Source organism: Zobellia galactanivorans, from assembly GCF_000973105.1.
GTDB lineage: Bacteria > Bacteroidota > Bacteroidia > Flavobacteriales > Flavobacteriaceae > Zobellia > Zobellia galactanivorans.
The window spans coordinates 4,859,049-4,876,900 of record NC_015844.1; the positions used below are offsets into that span (position 1 = coordinate 4,859,049).

16 protein-coding genes are annotated in these 17,852 nt (G+C 42.4%); 12 read left to right on the forward strand and 4 right to left on the reverse strand.

The features are described from left to right. Position 1 precedes the first annotated feature (1 nt). Positions 2-1,093 carry a magnesium/cobalt transporter CorA gene (gene corA / locus ZOBGAL_RS19495; protein WP_013995462.1) on the forward strand — a complete coding sequence of 364 codons (1,092 nt, stop codon included), beginning with the start codon at positions 2-4 and terminating at the stop codon, positions 1,091-1,093. Positions 1,094-1,166: 73 nt separating this feature from the next. Next, entirely contained in the window at positions 1,167-1,964 is a 798-nt protein-coding gene (locus tag ZOBGAL_RS19500) for an alpha/beta hydrolase (RefSeq protein WP_013995463.1), read from the forward strand. 5 nt (positions 1,965-1,969) lie between these two features. On the opposite strand, the gene cysM is transcribed toward ZOBGAL_RS19500, so the two are convergent. Both cysM and epsC read right to left on the reverse strand, forming a co-directional pair. Beyond that, the gene (gene cysM / locus ZOBGAL_RS19505; protein ID WP_013995464.1) at positions 1,970-2,854 is read right to left on the reverse strand and encodes a cysteine synthase CysM; all 885 of its coding nucleotides are present in this window, start codon (positions 2,852-2,854) and stop codon (positions 1,970-1,972) included. Beyond that, the gene (gene epsC / locus ZOBGAL_RS19510; RefSeq protein ID WP_013995465.1) at positions 2,844-3,638 is read right to left on the reverse strand and encodes a serine O-acetyltransferase EpsC; all 795 of its coding nucleotides are present in this window, start codon (positions 3,636-3,638) and stop codon (positions 2,844-2,846) included. The genes cysM and epsC overlap by 11 nt, the downstream gene beginning before the upstream one ends. Positions 3,639-3,731: 93 nt before the next feature. Between epsC and ZOBGAL_RS19515 the strand changes: the two genes are divergently transcribed. After that, a complete protein-coding gene (locus tag ZOBGAL_RS19515; protein ID WP_013995466.1) occupies positions 3,732-4,412 on the forward strand; it encodes a DUF2461 domain-containing protein in 681 nt (226 codons plus the stop codon). Here ZOBGAL_RS19515 and ZOBGAL_RS19520 read toward each other — a convergent pair. Beyond that, complete coding sequence (locus tag ZOBGAL_RS19520; RefSeq protein ID WP_046288094.1) at positions 4,401-4,811, reverse strand: hypothetical protein; 411 nt, start codon at positions 4,809-4,811, stop codon at positions 4,401-4,403. The genes ZOBGAL_RS19515 and ZOBGAL_RS19520 overlap by 12 nt on opposite strands. 150 nt (positions 4,812-4,961) lie before the next feature. Here ZOBGAL_RS19520 and ZOBGAL_RS19525 point away from each other — a divergent pair, with 150 nt between their 5' ends. The 4 genes from ZOBGAL_RS19525 (at position 4,962) to ZOBGAL_RS19540 (ending at position 8,648) form a co-directional block, all read left to right on the forward strand. Further along, positions 4,962-6,317 carry an NAD-dependent succinate-semialdehyde dehydrogenase gene (locus ZOBGAL_RS19525; protein ID WP_013995468.1) on the forward strand — a complete coding sequence of 452 codons (1,356 nt, stop codon included), beginning with the start codon at positions 4,962-4,964 and terminating at the stop codon, positions 6,315-6,317. Positions 6,318-6,557: 240 nt separating this feature from the next. Then, positions 6,558-7,157 carry a hypothetical protein gene (locus ZOBGAL_RS19530; RefSeq protein WP_013995469.1) on the forward strand — a complete coding sequence of 200 codons (600 nt, stop codon included), beginning with the start codon at positions 6,558-6,560 and terminating at the stop codon, positions 7,155-7,157. A 141-nt stretch (positions 7,158-7,298) separates the two neighbouring features. Continuing rightward, positions 7,299-8,195, forward strand: coding sequence for a DUF72 domain-containing protein (locus ZOBGAL_RS19535; RefSeq protein WP_013995471.1), 897 nt, complete (start codon positions 7,299-7,301; stop codon positions 8,193-8,195). Between the two features lie 57 nt (positions 8,196-8,252). Next, positions 8,253-8,648 carry an acyl-CoA thioesterase gene (locus tag ZOBGAL_RS19540; protein ID WP_013995472.1) on the forward strand — a complete coding sequence of 132 codons (396 nt, stop codon included), beginning with the start codon at positions 8,253-8,255 and terminating at the stop codon, positions 8,646-8,648. Here the strand turns inward: ZOBGAL_RS19540 and ZOBGAL_RS19545 are convergent. Next, on the reverse strand, positions 8,645-9,934 hold the full coding sequence (locus tag ZOBGAL_RS19545; RefSeq protein WP_046287608.1) for a dipeptidase: 1,290 nt from the start codon (positions 9,932-9,934) through the stop codon (positions 8,645-8,647). The genes ZOBGAL_RS19540 and ZOBGAL_RS19545 overlap by 4 nt on opposite strands. A 193-nt stretch (positions 9,935-10,127) precedes the next feature. Here ZOBGAL_RS19545 and ZOBGAL_RS19550 point away from each other — a divergent pair, with 193 nt between their 5' ends. Genes ZOBGAL_RS19550 through ZOBGAL_RS19570 form a run of 5 tightly spaced genes read left to right on the forward strand, consistent with a single transcriptional unit; the run spans position 10,128 to position 17,828 of the window. Further along, a complete protein-coding gene (locus ZOBGAL_RS19550; RefSeq protein ID WP_013995474.1) occupies positions 10,128-10,859 on the forward strand; it encodes an Hpt domain-containing protein in 732 nt (243 codons plus the stop codon). 8 nt (positions 10,860-10,867) lie between these two features. Continuing rightward, positions 10,868-11,239, forward strand: coding sequence for a response regulator (locus ZOBGAL_RS19555; protein WP_013995475.1), 372 nt, complete (start codon positions 10,868-10,870; stop codon positions 11,237-11,239). A gap of 1 nt (position 11,240) precedes the next feature. After that, complete coding sequence (locus ZOBGAL_RS19560) at positions 11,241-14,039, forward strand: HEAT repeat domain-containing protein (protein ID WP_013995476.1); 2,799 nt, start codon at positions 11,241-11,243, stop codon at positions 14,037-14,039. After that, the gene (locus ZOBGAL_RS19565; RefSeq protein ID WP_013995477.1) at positions 14,032-15,462 is read left to right on the forward strand and encodes a glycosyltransferase family 2 protein; all 1,431 of its coding nucleotides are present in this window, start codon (positions 14,032-14,034) and stop codon (positions 15,460-15,462) included. Before ZOBGAL_RS19560 ends, ZOBGAL_RS19565 begins: the two co-directional genes overlap by 8 nt. Before the next feature lie 8 nt (positions 15,463-15,470). Next, complete coding sequence (locus ZOBGAL_RS19570; RefSeq protein ID WP_013995478.1) at positions 15,471-17,828, forward strand: sulfatase-like hydrolase/transferase; 2,358 nt, start codon at positions 15,471-15,473, stop codon at positions 17,826-17,828. The last annotated feature ends 24 nt before the right edge of the window (positions 17,829-17,852 follow it).

Below are 17,852 nucleotides of genomic sequence, written 5' to 3' on the forward strand. Positions count from 1 at the left end.
TATGGCCAGACGAAAAAGATTGGGAAAAATACTTCCTAAAAAAGCATCCAAATTTCAGAAGAAAATGGGCAAAGCCCCGGGTACCATTACCTATATGGGGCGTAGGGAAGGAGGGACCAGCGTAGTCAATATTTTGGAATACAATGAGAATGTCTTAAGCGAACACATTCCCGGAGATATCGATGCCATTGTCGCCCATAAAGAACTGCCCGAAATTTCATGGATCGACATCGTCGGAATCAGTGATGAAGATTTTATCGCTAAAATAGGAAAACGCTTCGGACTCAATCCCTTGGTATTGGAAGATATCGTAGATACCCATCAACGGCCCAAAATCGATGAATACGAGGATTATATTTTCGGGGTTTTCAAAATGCTGTATATCAATAATGAGCAGGAAATCGTCTATGAACATGTCGCCATGGTCTTGCTAGAAAGCTGTGTACTCGTATTTCAAGAAATGGATGACGATGTGTTTAAAGGGGTCAGGCATCGTATCAAGAATAAATCGGGCCGTATAAGAACACGAGGCGCCGATTATCTGTTTTTTGCTTTAATCGATGCTATAGTAGACAACTATTTTGTAGTTCTCGAACATTTGAACCATAAGATAGAGGAGTTGGAAGAAGTGGTCTATGACAATCCCACTCCCGAAATCGCCCATGAAATCCAAATGATAAAAAAGGAGGTGTTGCGGATACGGCGTTGGATCTTTCCCGTAAAAGAGCTGGTCAGTCGCTTGATCGATACAGAAAACCCACTTATCACCAAAGATACCAAGGTTTTTCTTCGCGATGCCCTTGACCATTCTTTGGAAATAAACGAAAGTATTCAAATATATAGGGAAATGTCGATGAGCCTTATGGAAATGTACATGAGCAATATGAGCAATAAAATGAACGAGGTGATGAAGGTACTGACCATTATGGCCTCCATTTTTATCCCCTTGACCTTTATTGCCGGCATCTATGGTATGAATTTTGACCATATGCCCGAACTGCATTATGAAAATGGATACTATTATGTATGGGGCGTCATGATCGCTCTTTTTATAGGTATGATGATTTATTTTAAGAGGAAGAATTGGTTGTGATAGGATCTAGCGATTTTACCTTCTTATTTGTAATTTTCCAAAAAAAAATAACACTCACCAAACGTAGTACTTCATGCGAAGATTGAAAAAATGGGGATTGATACTTGTAATTTTGTATGTCTTGATCGCTGTTCTAGCTTATACCTACCAAGAGCGACTCGTGTTCTTTCCCTCTAAAATGCCGCTTTCACACACTTACGATTTTTGTCAAGATTTCGAGGAGTTCTATCTTACGGCCAATGACGGGGCCAAGCTTAACGCCGTACACATCAAACAACCTGAAGCCAAAGGGATAGTGCTTTATTTTCACGGCAATTCGGGCAATATTTCACACCTTACCCATGTGGCCAACCTCTTCTCTAGAAAAGGATACGAATCGGTTTTGGTCGACTATAGGACTTATGGAAAAAGTACAGGGGAGGTCAGTGAACAAGCCCTCTATGACGATGCACAGATGTTTTACGACTATATCCGTGAGAAGTACGACGAAGAGGATATCCTGGTATACGGACGTTCATTTGGCACTGGTATAGCTACCTGGCTTGCGTCAAAGAACGAACCCAAAAAGTTAATATTGGAATCCCCGTTCTATAGCGCCGTGGCCTTGGGAAAATACCGCTTCCCTTTTTTACCGATCGATTGGCTCTCGAATTTTCGGTTTCCTTCAAACGAATATGTCAAAAAAATAGACTGTCCCATTTATATTTTTCACGGTAAAGAAGATTCGGTCATCCCATATGAATCGGCCCAAAAGCTATACGAAGCCATTCCTGGAAAGAATAAAGAACTCTTGACCATTGCGGAAGGAGGCCACAATTATCTTCAGGACTTCAAGACCTTTAAGGAGGGAATGGACAAAATATTGAACTAAAAGCCCTATTCGAACAAGTCTGAAGAAAGGTAGCGGTCGCCCCGATCACAGACAATGGAAACAATAACCCCACTTTCAAGGGTTTCGGCCAAACGCAAAGCCGCAGCCGCCGCTCCACCGCTGCTCATACCGGCCAATATACCTTCTTCCTTGGCCAACCTTCGGGCCATTTCCCGAGCATCGTCTTCACTTACCTCTATGGTCTGGTCTATTTTTTTTGAATTGAAAATTTTTGGCAAGTACTCTTGAGGCCATTTACGAATACCGGGTATACTAGAGTTATCGGTAGGTTGTACCCCTACGATGGAAACCGATTCGCTTTGTTCCTTTAAATAAGTAGAGGTTCCCATAATGGTACCGGTCGTTCCCATGGCCGATACAAAATGTGTTATTTTTCCTTGGGTATCTTTCCAAATTTCAGGCCCCGTACTCTGGTAATGTGCTTTCCAATTGTCATTATTGGCAAACTGGTCGATCATCACATAGCCTTCATTCTTTACTTTTGCCTCGGCATAATCACGGGCACCCTCTATACCGACTTCGGCCGGGGTCAAGGTTACTTTGGCACCGTAGGCCCTCATGGTCTTCACCCGTTCTATAGTGCTTTTCTCCGACATGACAAGTTCAATGTCCAATCCGAAAATACCGGCAATCATGGCCAGGGCAATACCTGTATTGCCACTAGTTGCTTCGATAAGCTTCGAGTTTTTGCCGAAATCGCCCCGCTCGAGTCCATTTTTGATCATATTAAGGGCAGCACGATCCTTTACGCTGCCACCAGGATTATTTCCTTCCAGTTTAAAGAACAGCTTAACGTTCGGGTTTTTGTTCAAAACCTTTGATTCAACCATTGGCGTATTACCGATAAGGTCTAAAATACTATGAGACATGCGGAAGTGTTTTTATTTTAATTTCTGGGGTATGGAAAACAGTTGAATTGGGTGGTACCGATGCGGTCAACCAGGCATTACCTCCAATAATGGAGTTTTCCCCGATTACGGTTTCACCACCTAGAATCGTGGCGTTCGCATATATGGTAACGTTGTTTTCAATGGTAGGGTGCCGTTTGGTACTCTGTAAATGTTTGGCAACATACAAGCCGCCCAAAGTCACCCCTTGGTATATTTTTACGTGGTCTTTAATAATGGCGGTTTCCCCGATGACCACACCCGTACCATGATCAATATGAAAGGAGTTTCCGATTTGGGCACCTGGATTAATATCCACCCCGGTCTGCCGATGTGCGTATTCCGTCATAAGGCGCGGTACCAAAGGAAACCCTTCACTATAGAGTTCATGGGCCAAGCGATAAATAGCAATGGCATAAAAGCCTGGGTAGGCCATATAGACCTCTTCAACCGACAATGAGGCCGGGTCGCAATTTACCGTAGCCTCTGCATCGAGATTAAGGTGCTGCAGTATACTAGGGAGTTTTTCTACATAATTTTCCCAAATCTTTTTGCAAGGTTTATTGGAGTCCCAGCATGCAAGGTCGACTACTTCATCAAAAAGAATCTCGAGTTTATCAAGGTTCTTCTCTACCGGAGTATCGATATCAAAAAGGGTATAGAAAAGAAGGTTGGTAAACTCTTCAACCTTTTCTTTAAGTTTATAACGTAGGTTAGGCTGTTTTTTATGCCTGTTGATTTTGTCAATGATCGAAGTATGTTTCATATACAATTGCTGAAAGGGCTAAATTACTCATAAATCTAAAAGCCGATTTCGTTAAATGGTTAACTTTATCTAAAATAACAACATTTAGGTCGTATGTTAGATCCCATAATTACGAAAGAGACGCTCATTTTTTTAAGCCGGCTCGAAAAGAACAATAATCGCGAATGGTTTAGCGAAAATAAAAAAGAGTTCAAAAACCATGAAGCCCGAGTTAAGGTTTTCTACGAAGAGGTAGGCAACAAGCTTAGGCTTCATGATGAAATAGAAAAGGTAAAGATGTTCAGAATCTACAGGGACGTTCGCTTTTCTAAGGACAAAGCCCCCTATAAGACCCATTTTGCAGGTTCTTTTTCCCGTTTAGGGCCTCAACGCCGTGGCGGTTATTACTTACACGTAAAACCCGGGGAGTCTTTTGTCGCTACGGGATTTTGGGCACCGAACAAGGAAGACCTACTGCGTATCCGAAAGGAATTTGAACAAGATGCTTCGGAAATGCGCGAGATTATGGCCGAGCCAGGTTTTAAAAAGATATGGGGCGAGTTAGGGGGCGATGAAGTAAAAACGGCTCCCAAAGGTTTTGATAAGGCCCATATCGATATCGACCTCATTAAGAAAAAGCAATACGTTTTTGTTAGAAAATTTACCGACAAGCAAGTCTTGTCGCCGAACTTCGCCCATGAGATAGATGTGGCCTATAAGGCCATACGTCCTTTTTTCGACTATATGAGCGATGTACTTACGACCAACTTGAACGGTGAGTCCTTATTGGACTAAAACGGGGGCTTCGAACAGTTGTATATGGTCTTTCAGCCGAGCAACGACCATGTTCATCATACGTTTGTTCAATGCGGATGAGTTTTGGGTATAAATCTCGTACTCGTTAAGGGTAAAATGACCTATGATCATGCCCTTTAACGAATTCCGGAATTTAATATCTTTTTGGATCGCATTCTCAATGTAGTCAAAACGTCTTTCAAGGGAAAGGTCGTAAAACGCGTTTTTGTGCTTTTTGATGTAGTTTTTAAAGACCGCAACAAAAAGGTCATTCTGAAACTTGATAATGGGTCTTAGGGTCAGGTTTTGAAATCTCTCGTTTTCGCTCATACCCTCGGTAACTCTGGCGGATGAAATTTCAATACGGATGCTGGATAGACTATCGGATCGATCGCTCATGATGTAGCTTTTTATAAAGATATACATTAAGCCACTCTGGTCTTTTTAAGACAAAATTAGTTTTTAACGAGGTTATGAACAGCCCGTTTATGCGTTATTTTGTATCCTGAACAATGATATGGATAAAGGTTACAGGAAAAAACAAAGAAGATGAAACAGTCTATAAACCCTTATAACGGGAAGAAATTGTACGAGTTTAATGAGTTGACCAAAAACGATTTAGAATCAAAACTTAAAGTATCACATCAATGTTACCTCGAATGGAAAGAGACCTCCTTCGAAGAGCGATCGCGCCTAATGCACAAAGCGGCGGAACAATTGCGGCAGAACAAAGAACGATACGCCGAGGTGATTACCCTAGAAATGGGAAAACCGATTTCACAATCCATTGCCGAAGTAGAAAAATGCGCTTGGGTATGTGAATATTACGCCGAGAACGCAGAACATCAACTAAGGGATGAAATCATAGAAACGGATGCGGCCAGCAGCTATGTAAAATACCAACCTTTGGGTGTGATATTGGCCATAATGCCGTGGAACTACCCTTTTTGGCAAGTATTCCGCTTTGCCGCGCCCAATCTTATGGCCGGTAACGTAGGCGTGCTCAAACATGCCTCTAACGTCATGCAATCGGCCGAAATGATCCAGGAGGTCTTTGGGAAGGCCGGTTTTCCCGAAGGATGTTTTCAAAATTTGATATTGGATAGTGACCAAATCAAATCGGTGATAGAGAACGATATCGTACAGGCGGTGACCTTAACGGGAAGTAAGCCTGCCGGGGCTTCCGTAGCCTCCATAGCCGGGGCCAATATAAAAAAGACCGTCTTGGAACTGGGCGGAAGCAATGGCTTGATCATTTTTGACGATGCCGATCTAGATCAAAGTGTAGCGACATGCGTAAATGCCAGATTTCAAAATACGGGCCAAAGTTGTATTGCCGGTAAACGCCTTCTCGTGAACGAATCCATAGTGGATAGCTTTACCCAAAAGTTTATCGATAAGGTAAAAGAACTCAAATCGGGTGACCCAATGGACAAGCAAACCTATATTGGTGTGATGGCCCGTGAAGATTTGGCCCAAGAACTTGAACAACAAGTGAAGGGTTCTGTTGAAATGGGAGCCAAGATTATTTTAGGAGGCCACAGAAAAGGAACCTATTTTGAGCCGACCCTTTTATCTGAGGTCACGGCCGATATGCCCGTTTTTAAAGAGGAAACCTTTGGTCCTGTTATAGGGATTACTACATTTCAATCTGATGCAGAAGCCGTTGAACTTTCCAATCGATCCGAATTCGGACTCGGAGTGAGTATTTTTACGAAGGATAAAAATCGTGTAAAAGAACTGATCGGCAAGTTTAATGAAGGAGCCGTGTTTGTAAACGAATTGGTTAAAAGCGACCCTAGGCTGCCCTTTGGCGGAGTGAAGATTTCAGGATACGGAAGAGAACTGTCTTCCCATGGTATTAAAGAATTTTTAAACAAGAAAACGGTCTATGTTAAAAATTAATGTATCACTTTATGTAAATCTATTAAACAACTTATAATTAGTTCGTTGTTATTTATTTTAAAATACACCTTACTTAAAATAACCTCTCAGGTGTTGCGCCATATTAAAAGATTTGACATGGAGTTTTATAGACCAAAGGACTTTAATAATTATCGGTAAGCTCCCACAAAATTTGCACATCTTTGAAACCTTTGTATCTTGTAAGAAATATTAACATTAACCATAATAACGAGTATTGAGATGCGCAAACATTTAGTATTGGCATTATTGGTAGTTACCGCAACTACCTATGCCCAAAAGATGAAAATAAACAAGGGGGACATCAAGAACCTAAAGGACATTTCGGCCTATACCTTGGAATTCGACTACAGTGATGTCCAAATCCCGAAATATGATTCGGAAGAGGATTTCTTGGCCGATAAAATGGCTAAACGGGAAGAAAAAGAGGCCGGTAAGGGAGAGGAGTTTAAAAAATCGTGGTTTGCCGATCGCGAAGAGCGCTATGAACCGAAGTTCATTGAGTCTTTCAACAAGCGTTTTGAAGATGGGGAGGTAGTTGCATCCAAAGATGCTGCCGATTACACCATGAAAATCCACTCCACTAAGATTTATGCCGGTTACAACGTGGGCGTAGTTCGGAAAAATGCAGAAATCGATGCGACCATAACGGTATATGAAACCGCAAATCCTAGCAATATTTTGTTGGAAGGAACGTACAAGGATGTTCAAGGATACGGCGCCATGGGTAACGATTACAACAGTGGCTACCGAATTTCGGAATGCTATGCCAAGCTGGCCAAGAACATTGCCGGTTATATCAAAAAGAAGGCCTTGAAGTAATTTTTCTATATGTACAAAAGCGGCTACTTCGATAGCCGCTTTTTTGTTTGGTCCTGAACCGTACCCGACCTTGGTTTGACCGATTCGACCAAGTTTATTTTTTTCCTGTAGTATAACATTGCTTTTTAAATCATTTTTAAAATGAAATTTGGAAAAGTAGACCATCCTGAAATCATCGATTTCACCCTGCCCAAAGACCACCCTGACACCGCCGCTGTCTTGAACGGAACCAAGGGTACGGACCGCTTGAACATTTCGGTAGGATGCGCCAAATGGAACCGACAAGAACTAAAGAACTTTTATCCTAGGGGGACGAAAGACGAGTTGGCTTACTATAGTTCACAGTTCAACAGTATAGAACTCAATGCTACCTTCTACAGGATATTTCCCGCGGAACAATATCAAAAATGGTATGACAAGACCCCTGAAGATTTTAGGTTTTTTCCTAAAATTTCAAGGGACATCAGTCACTTGCGACGATTGAACGATGCCGCATTTCCTATAGTAGACCGCTATTTGGAGGTTACGGCCAATCTTAAGGAAAAATTAGGCACCATATTTTTACAGATGCACGATAATTTCGGGCCTAAGAATTGGGACAGGGTAGTGCGCTTTGTTGAATACTGGCCCAAGGAGTTTCCTTTGGCCATAGAGTTTAGGCATACCGACTGGTTCAACGACGAAAAGGTGAGCCAAGAACTCTACCACCTCTTGGAAGAGAACAACATGGCCAATATTCTGGTAGATACTGCGGGCAGGCGTGATATGTTACATATGCGTTTGACCAACAATGAGGCCTTCGTGCGGTATGTGGGGGCCAACCACCCTACGGATTACGAACGGCTAAACGATTGGATCGCACGATTGGACCAATGGAAAAGCCAAGGGCTACAAAACATCCATTTTTTCGTTCACCAAAATATGGAAGTGGAATCCCCTTTATTATCAGCCTCATTTATTGACAAATTGAACAAAAAATGGGGTACAGACCTCCATATCCCCAAATCGCTCGAAGATTCGTACGGTAAACTATTTTAACAGTTTATACTTTTCTAATTTTACACAAAAATTCAACATATTTAAACAATTAATGTCATGAGATTTCACAGTAGAAAGTGGGTAAAACCCGGGGATTTAAACGCCAACGAAACGCTTTTCGGGGGACGTGTATTGGCTTGGATCGATGAAGAGGCTGCCCTTTACAGCATTATTCAGTTAGAGAACAAAAAAGTGGTTACCAAATATATGTCGGAAATCAATTTTATGAGCACTGCCGTTAAGGGCGATATCATTGAAATAGGCATCGAAGTCGTAAAATTCGGAAAAACTTCATTGACATTAAATTGTGAAGTGCGCAATAAAATGACTCGCGAAACCATTGTAACCGTTGACAATATCATCATGGTCAACCTTGGCCCCGACGGAAAACCTGCCCCACATGGGAAGACAAAGGTGGAATACGTTAGGGACCGTTTGGCATCGGAAGACTAAGTTTTCTGTAGTTCGGCGGCTACGGCCTGAACTTCGTCAAGCACACGTAAGAGGTTCTCTCCCCATAGTTTTGCAATCTCTTCCTCGGTATAGCCGCGTTTCACGAGTTCAAGCGTAACATTGAAGGTTTCCGAAGCATCGGACCACCCTTTGATACCCCCTCCGCCGTCAAAGTCGGAACTGATACCTACATGGTCGATTCCTATTAGATCGACCATGTAGTCTATGTGGTCTACAAAATCGGAAACATCTACCATTTTCGGGGCACCCTGAATTTTCTCTACCATGGAAATCCCGATTTTTTTGACTTTGGGATAGTTATCCATAAAGGTCTCTTTCTGTTCATCTGTCAAAGAAGGGAATTGATCCCGTGAATACCATTCCAGTCCCATGGAATCGGCCACCTTCTCTAAAATTGTTTTAATATAGGCATTATAGGCTTCGTCTTTTTTGGTGTTCAAATAAGAACTGAAGGCAACCGTTTGTACCACCCCTCCGTTTTCTTTCATCAACTTGAGCTGCTCGTCATCAAGGTTTCTACTATGATCGCACAAGGCCCTTGCCGAAGAATGGGAAGCTATGATCGGCGCTTTTGAAAGGGCGACCATCTGCTTCATGGCTTCCTTGGAAGGATGGGACACATCAATCATTATTCCAAGTCTATTCATTTCTTTTACAGCTTCTTGACCCAGTTCACTTAAACCATTATGAAGCCACACATTATCCTTTTCCCCCGTATTGGAATCGCTGAATTGGCTATGTCCATTATGCGATAATGAAATATAGCGCGCCCCAAGGTCGAAGTATTTTTTAAAGTTGGAAAGATCTTCGCCCATAGGGTAGGCATTCTCAACGCCTATCATGGCCACCTTCTTTTTGGCTTGATAGATTCGTCTTACGTCATCCGAATTTAAGGCCAGTTCAATTTGATCGGGGGCGATTTCCTCACAAAGTCGATGAATGGCCTCGAATTTTGACATGGCATTCCCTTCGGCCTTGGCAAAGCCTTCATCACTCAGCGTGTCTTGCCCTGTGTAAACGATAAGCCAAGTAACATCTAACCCTCCTTCGTCCATCTTGGGCAGGTTTATTTGGGTATCTAGTCGTTGGGTATAGTTTATACTATCACTGAAGTTATTGATATTGATATCGTTATGCGTATCTATCGTAATTATCTTTTCATGTATCCTTTTGGCTTTTTGTTCTATGTTTTCTTCCACTTTCGGTTTGTTTTCTTTACAGGCTGTAAACGTTAGAAGGCTAAATAAATAGACGAAATGCTTCATAAAATATGTTTTAAACCTACAATTTAAGCACTTTGACAACATTTATCGCACTATAGGGAACATTTAGTTGTGTGCACTGTATCAAATAAGGAATTTTACTATAGATAGTATAAAATAGAAATTGTAACCCTAAAGAATTGATGTAAAGAAGAATATAAATCAGTCCCACACTTACTAACCTAAATAACCAAAATTGAAAACGAAAAACCTACTTTTCCAATTGACGGATTTAGAGTCGCTTCTTAATGATTTTTCAGTTGAAAAATTGACTCCCGACGAGGCTTTCCATCTAAAATTATCTTTCCAGAACTTTAAAAAGAACCTTTTGGAAATCATCTTTAAGTCTAAGGAGAACTTCATCGATGCCGACTCAAATTGTCAAGACAATCCGGTGGGCCAACGGACCAAAACCTTTGAAAAGGCCTATCCTGAAATAGATATAGACACTTATGACGCCATTATTGAGCATTACAAATCGTACGGTGATGTTTTAAAAGAGCTGAAAATTGAAACGACTATGGACAAAAAAGATGTATTGATCCTAAATGGAACCTCGGAAGCAACCAAGACCGAGCCTGAAATCGACCTATCGCTCATTCTTAAAGAGTGTATGGGGGAAATGGATTTGTTACAAGAGTTGATTACCCTGTTTACTTCCAACGCCCTTGAATTTATGGGGGCCGCCAAAATCCATTTAAAAAGCAATGATTTTGAAAAATTAGATTTGGCCGCACATAAGGTCAAGGCCGGCCTGGCCATGATGCGTACCCAAAGCCTGCACGACATCGTCGTTCAAATACAGAAGGGCTGTAAACTTGATAAAGACCCCAAACATCTTGAATTTTTATGCAACTGTTTCAACGACGAATTTCCAAAGGTCAAAGATGCCTTAGATAGAGCCTATTCGGAACTGACCAACCATTAAGGCCCGCCATGGATAAAAAAAGACTATTGCTGGCCGAAGACGACGAACTATTGGCCTCGCTGTTGAATTTTCGCCTTAAGAAAGGCGGCTATGAAGTTAACCATAAGACCAATGGAAAAATGGTCAAGGAGTATTTGTTGGGAAATATGCCAGACATTATCGTAAGTGACATTATGATGCCTTATTTCTCGGGTATGGAACTGATCAGTTTTGTACGCCATGAATTGAAATCACAAGTACCGATTATCATAATCTCTTCTGCGGGCAACGAAGAAAATGTTCTGAACGCATTCGAGTTGGGGGCCAACGATTTTATATCAAAACCTGTGAGTCCTTCAGAGCTCTTAGTTCGAGTAGCCCGCGAACTGAACAAAATCTAATTTGTTAAAAAAAATTACATACTATCACCTTGCCAACATAACAGCCCCAAAAATCGATACGGAGGTGTTGTGGAACCTATCTATGGTGTTCGTTGGCCTGGCAGTAGTATACTTTATCTCGGTATTTGTCGTAAGGAATAAAATATCGGCCACCGCTTCCATCACCAAACAACGAAAAAGGGAACTCTCGGCAATGATAAGCGAGTTCTTGTTCTACGACGATAGTGACGATGTTACCGAGAAATCGAGCTATATCTCCTCTAAACTAGAAATCCGCGAATTGCTCAAAACACCTTTCAACCGAAAGGTTTTGGTCGAAATCTTGCTTGACTTAAGAAAAGATGTTTCCGGAGATACCCAAACGCGACTTTTTGAACTCTACCAAAACCTCGAACTCGAAAAGGATGCCTTTGAAAAACTTCAGAGCTGGCGTTGGGAAGTTATCTCAAAAGGCATTCTTGAACTTACCCAAATGCAGGTAGAATCGGCCTATGGCTTTATTACCAAGTTTATCAACCATAAGAACAGCACCATAAGAAAGCAAGCGGAAATTGCCACGGTAACCCTAAAACCTGAAGGCATCAACTATTTTCTCGATACTACCCGCTATAAAATATCGGAATGGCAACAACTCAAACTCTTAGATGTCATACGGAACCAAGAAGGTTTTGTTCCCCCTAAGTTTAGAGTGTGGTTGACTTCTAAGAACAAACACGTAGTACTCTTTGCCCTTAGGCTAATTAAATATTACAATCAGAACGATGCCAATGCCTCACTCATAGAGCTGGTCAAGCACAAAAACCAACAAATACAGGAAGAGGCCATTGCCTGCATCAAAGAATTTTATGTAGTAGAGGCCATTCCCGTCTTAAAATCGGTTTTTAAAAAATGTGCCACGGATACCAAGATCGCGATCTTAGGTACCATTGCCGAGCTGGGTAGCACCGACGATATCGATTTTTTAAGGATGGTGGAACAAAAAGAGTCCAATTTCTCCGTTTCAAGCAAGGCCCTGACCGCCATTAACACCATTTCACCCGAATCGGTAATGCCTACGAAGGACATCGAAAAGACAGAAAGTTACAAAGAGCCGGTCACAGAAGTAACACCGACTCTTTCCGTAGAAGAAATCCCCCAAACTATGGAAGTTGATGAGATACCTTTTCAAGACGATGCAAAAGCCGGGGTATCACCTATTGAGAATCAAGTGGAAGGGATTTCGCCAACGATGCCGGCGCAAGCAAGCGAAATCGCAGAAGAAGGTGTTGATGCACCAGAAAACATCCAAATGGAGGAATCTATACCCACACGCTTCCCTAAGGTTTCATTGAACGGGGGAGAAGAAGACCAAACAATTTTAAGCATTGAGGTAATCGACGCGCTTACCCTCCCTTATCCCGAGAAAAAAGATGCATCCACCGAAATCGACGACGAAGAAGAATCGCTCGATTATGATTTTTTACCCATAGTCGTGCCCCCTACAACCGACATTAATCCACCTATTAAAAATACAAGCATGTCCGACTCAAAAAACCCCAAGGAGAAACTTCACCGTATGGAAGTTCAATTTGAAGAAGTAGCCTTTAACAAGCCACAAGAAGAACCGTCGGAAACGGAAACGCCCCAATTCGATATTTCCCAAATCGACTTCCTTCCTTTGGTGGTTGAGGGAGATACTACGGAGATTACGCCTGACGCGGAAAACAATGCCTTGAAAAAGGAAATAAACGAATTCGGATTTTTGCCCATTGTTACCGATAACGAATCGGAAGCAGCCGACGACATTGCCGCACAGGCCGATGAAGGCGCTCAAAAAATTGAAAGTTTGGAAGGTTATACGCTTTCCGATTTTGAAGTCAATTTTGAACACCCCGAAAACTTGACACCCTTTTTAAACGAAACTCCGAAGCAGACTTTTCCGGAAGCAGAGCCCGACCCCATAGCTACGGAAAGCGAAGATGTCATGACCTGGCTATTGACCCTTAACGAACTTCGGGAAATGGAAGTGGACTACGAGGTCGTTTCCCCGAAAAAGGATGAAAAACCCTTTACCGATTTAATTCCCGAACCTGTTTATTACGACGCCCATGAAGCGTATATGATGGGCCTCCTTGATGATTTGGAAGAAATGGGCGACCATAGGGAAGTACCCCTTTTACGCGAGCTCTTGGCAGAGGAAAGCGAATCGTTCATCAAGCATCGTATTCGGGGTTTGATCGACCAATTTTCCTATACCAAGAATTTAAACCGGACGAAAGCAAAGGAAGAAGATCGTGCGGTTCAACTTCCTAGCTTTAGCATATTTGCCGACCTGTTCAAGAATATAGACCAAGAATCAAAACTGGTGCTTTTAGGGGAAATAGTGTCGGTCGGTGATGAAAAGGAAATCGATTTTCTCGATGGTTTATTGGAAGATCCCGACCCTAAAATCCGTAAAAAGGCCCAACACGCCTTAAAACTTCTGATCGAAAAAGTTTCAAAAAAGAGCGAGTTCGAAAAACCGGCAGCACCGAAACCGGTAGAAGAACTGCCAATCGACCTTTCGTCATTGGAACCGATTGCCCCAACGGCAACTACAAAAGCCAAGCCTAGGTCGCATACGCCACCAATAGCAACCGAAACCCCTAAGCTTCTCGATTTTGAATTTGAACTTGCCGATACCGAGGTGCTTGACAAGAAATACGACGAAAAAACACTCAACATAGAAGTAAACGAGAGCGAAGTCGTTTCGGGCGAGGGCACTTTCTTCGATTCCATTATAGAGTTTCCTAAAAAAATTATAGGGAAATTGCATGGATAGTGCTTTATTCCATATTATTCTAGACTATATAAACATCGTTTTCTTAATGTTTACGGTCACCCTATTCACCTTATTCACCATTATGGGGTATCTGTCCACCAGAAACTCCATCCACTACCGAAAGAAAAACAGTTTTGGCAGCCTATCAAAAGTTATGGCCTCGCCTTTAGCCCCGAGTATAACCATTATAGCCCCGGCCTATAACGAAGGACTTACCATTGTAGAGAACATTCGTTCACTCATGTCGCTTCGCTATGTCAACTACGAGGTCATGGTCGTCAACGACGGTAGTAAAGACGATACGCTTCAAAAGATGATCGATGCCTACGACTTGGTCAAGGTCGATCAAAAAATCGACCCCAACTGGAAAAATAAGCCGATTCGCGGCATCTACAAATCCCCCCACAGGGCATTTTCCAAACTCACGGTCATAGACAAGGAAAACGGAGGGAAATCCGATGCCCTGAATACAGGTATGGCACTTTCAACCAATCGTTATGTCGGTTGCATTGACGTCGATTGTCTTTTGCTGCCCGATGCCTTGCTACATGTGGTAAAATCATTTTACCAACGTTCCGAAAAACGGGTCATTGCGGTCGGGGGCGTAATACGTGTTGCCAATTCCTGTGTCATAGAAGGGGGGCAACTTGAAGAAATACGCCTACCGACAAATTGGTTGGCTCGCTTTCAACTATTGGAATATACCCGCTCCTTTATTTTAGGAAGGATGGCCTGGGGAAGTATCGATAGCCTTTTGATCATTTCAGGGGCCTTTGGTTTTTTTGACCGGGAAATAGCCTTGGCCGTGGGCGGATATGATACGGGAACGGTGGGAGAGGACATGGAAATCGTCTTTAAGATGCGTAGGTATATGCACGACCGTAAAGAGCCTTATACCATAGAATACATTCCCGACCCCTTGTGTTGGACGGAAGTTCCGGAAGACCTCAAGATACTCGTCAACCAAAGGGACCGATGGGCGAGGGGCAACCTCGAGACCTTGTTTAAGCATAAGGATATGTTCTTTAATTCCAAATACGGGCGATTGGGACTCTTAAGTTATCCCTACTGGTTTTTCTATGAATGGCTAGCTCCCCTTATGGAGTTTTTTGGCTTTTTTACCATTATAACCTTTATATATCTAGGTATTTTAAACTGGGAGTTTTTTATCGCCATAACGGCAATGGTTTATCTCTTCTCCGTCATGTTTTCGTTCTATGCCATTCTTTGGGACGTCTTTAGTTACAATGAGTACAAGAAAACGAAGGACATTCTAACGCTTATGTTGTGTGCCCTTATCGAACCGATACTGTTCCACCCGATCGTGGTATGGTCGGCCGTACGCGGAAATTACAAAAAACTGTTTAAAATTAAATCGGGCTGGGGTTCCCAGGTTCGCAAAGGCTTTGCCAAAGCCGCTTGATCTAAAAGATGAATACGAGTACGATAGACCGATACACCTTAAAACATTACACGAGATTGATCATTTCTTTCTTCGGTAGTCTGTTGGTGCTTACCGTTTATCAATATGCCACCTTGTATTTCAAGGGGGTTGTTGATGTAATTTTCGGCACCAGTTTCTTTATAGCCCTTGTTCATCAAATGGGCTATTCCTCCCTGGTAGGGGTGCTATTGGCCTTTCCATTTAATTTTTGGGAAAACTTGCGTCCGCGTTATGGTTTCAACCTGGTCTTTGTGGTGCTACTCCTACTATTGATGATCGAAGCCATGCTGATCAGCTATTTTTGTACCGCCTTGGTGCCTTTGGGTTCCGACCTCTTAGGCTATAGTTTTGAGGACATTCAAACGACCATAGCCAATTCGGGTGGTATATCATGGGTACTGCCCTTGGGCTTTATAGGTATTGTAGGTATGTTCTTCGGTTTGTACAAGGTGAGCTCCAAGCATTACCACCACATTAATAAAATGTACCCGTTTACCATTATTTTAATTAGCATGTTCATTGCTACACTGTTTATTGAGGGAAAACCTATAGACCATAACAAAACCCAATATCTGGCACTCAATCTTTATGACTCTTCTACGGAAGATACTTCCTATAACTCCGACGTTGAGTACCCCTTGATCAAATCGAAGCCCATACCCAATGTTTTGGGCGAGTATTTTCAACTTAAGGACAGTAAACCCAACATTGTATTTATTATGGTCGAGGGACTTGGTAGGGATTTTGTAGGGGAAGGGGCCGAGTATGGAGGTTTTACCCCTTTTTTAGATTCTTTGACCACCAAATCCCTGTATTGGGAAAATTGCTTGAGCAATACCGGACGTACCTTTGGGGTTTTACCCTCGCTTTTAGGGTCGCTTCCCTTTGGCAAAAGCGGATTTATGGAACTTGAAAAGTACCCGAACAAACTCACCTTGTTCAGTATTCTAAAAAACAATGGCTACCATACTTCTTTTTACCAAGGAACCAATAGCTCTTTTGACAATGTTGACCGATTTTTGAGCAGTGAAAACGTAGATTTTGTACTCGATAAGTCAGGGTTCGGAAAGAACTATCAAATGCAGGCCGAAGATGCGGCAGGGGCCTCTTGGGGCTATCCTGACAAGGAACTTTTCAAAAAGAGTATGAGTCTGCCCCGTGAAGCCGAACAGCCTCGTATGGAGGTGTATATGACTATTAGTACCCACGAACCCTTTATTCCTCCCAAAAAGGATTTCTACGAGGCCAAAGTGGCCCAACTCCTCTCTAAGAGGGATTATGATCGAAAGACAAAAAAGGTGATCGAAAAGAACGACAATGTCTTCGCGACCTTGCTTTACGCCGATGATGCCTTAAAATATGTCCTTGAAGCGTATAGGCAACAACCGAACTACGATAACACCATTTTCATCATTACGGGAGACCACAGACTGATTCCGATACCCCAACGCAATAACCTGAGCCGTTTCCATGTGCCCTTGATCATGTTCAGTCCCCTTTTGAAGCAAACCAAAAAAATTAGTGCCGTCAATTCACATTTTGACGTTACCCCGACCTTATTAGCCCTTCTTGAGGCGAATTACGAGCTTAAAATGCCCAAAAAAGTGGCATGGATGGGCGATGCCTTAGATATGTCGGAAGAATTCAGGTCAAAAAAACACATTCCCTTGATGCGCAACAAAAACGAATTGAAAGAATTTGTTGATGGCGAAAAGCTATACTCCGATGGTTCGGTTTATGAACTGGACGAAAACATGGATCTAAGCTCGGCTTTTGGTGGATCTAAGAGTGAGGCCAAGTTAAAGGCCTTTAAATCAATGAACGCCTATGTAACCAATAAGGACAAGATCATTCCCGATAGCCTTGCCATTTTTTCGGTGAAAAAGGAAAAGTTCACCGATTCGGAAATCATATGGATCAACAGCGTGTACAACGGACAAAATTTTGACAAGGTCTATATGATAGCACGTGAATTGGCCTTTGAGCGGGAATATGAAAAATCGCTTTTGCTCAGTCGCTACATCCTTTCGGAAGCCCCGAGCCACATCGACACCAAGATTTTAACGGGCAGGGTCAATGTTTGGATGGGAAACTACGACAAGTCCATTGAAATATTGAAAGACTGTATTAAAATGAACCCGAATTACATTGATTCATATTCGGCCCTCTTCGATGTGTATTTCTGGTCCGAACGCCCAAAAGAAGCCATGGAGCTTATTGACCAAGTAGAACGGAATAGCTCGAGTGCCCATGAGATAAAGGATAAAATAGAACGGGCGCGCCGGCAAGCGCAAAAGAAGGGAATTGCCGCATCCTTGAAAAAAAAGAACAGGTCTGATACCTAGACCCTTGTAAATACGTTTGAATTA

Excerpts from the sequence above, each read along its gene's own strand:
- ZOBGAL_RS19565 (WP_013995477.1), top strand. The coding sequence starts at position 14,032 with ATGGATAGTGCTTTATTCCATATTATTCTAGACTATATAAACATCGTT.
- ZOBGAL_RS19500 (WP_013995463.1), top strand. The coding sequence starts at position 1,167 with ATGCGAAGATTGAAAAAATGGGGATTGATACTTGTAATTTTGTATGTC.
- ZOBGAL_RS19530 (WP_013995469.1), top strand. The coding sequence starts at position 6,558 with ATGCGCAAACATTTAGTATTGGCATTATTGGTAGTTACCGCAACTACC.
- ZOBGAL_RS19570 (WP_013995478.1), top strand. The coding sequence starts at position 15,471 with ATGAATACGAGTACGATAGACCGATACACCTTAAAACATTACACGAGA.
- ZOBGAL_RS19515 (WP_013995466.1), top strand. The coding sequence starts at position 3,732 with ATGTTAGATCCCATAATTACGAAAGAGACGCTCATTTTTTTAAGCCGG.
- ZOBGAL_RS19545 (WP_046287608.1), bottom strand. The coding sequence starts at position 9,934 with ATGAAGCATTTCGTCTATTTATTTAGCCTTCTAACGTTTACAGCCTGT.
- ZOBGAL_RS19525 (WP_013995468.1), top strand. The coding sequence starts at position 4,962 with ATGAAACAGTCTATAAACCCTTATAACGGGAAGAAATTGTACGAGTTT.
- ZOBGAL_RS19540 (WP_013995472.1), top strand. The coding sequence starts at position 8,253 with ATGAGATTTCACAGTAGAAAGTGGGTAAAACCCGGGGATTTAAACGCC.
- ZOBGAL_RS19520 (WP_046288094.1), bottom strand. The coding sequence starts at position 4,811 with ATGAGCGATCGATCCGATAGTCTATCCAGCATCCGTATTGAAATTTCA.
- corA (WP_013995462.1), top strand. The coding sequence starts at position 2 with ATGGCCAGACGAAAAAGATTGGGAAAAATACTTCCTAAAAAAGCATCC.
- epsC (WP_013995465.1), bottom strand. The coding sequence starts at position 3,638 with ATGAAACATACTTCGATCATTGACAAAATCAACAGGCATAAAAAACAG.
- ZOBGAL_RS19535 (WP_013995471.1), top strand. The coding sequence starts at position 7,299 with ATGAAATTTGGAAAAGTAGACCATCCTGAAATCATCGATTTCACCCTG.
- ZOBGAL_RS19555 (WP_013995475.1), top strand. The coding sequence starts at position 10,868 with ATGGATAAAAAAAGACTATTGCTGGCCGAAGACGACGAACTATTGGCC.
- cysM (WP_013995464.1), bottom strand. The coding sequence starts at position 2,854 with ATGTCTCATAGTATTTTAGACCTTATCGGTAATACGCCAATGGTTGAA.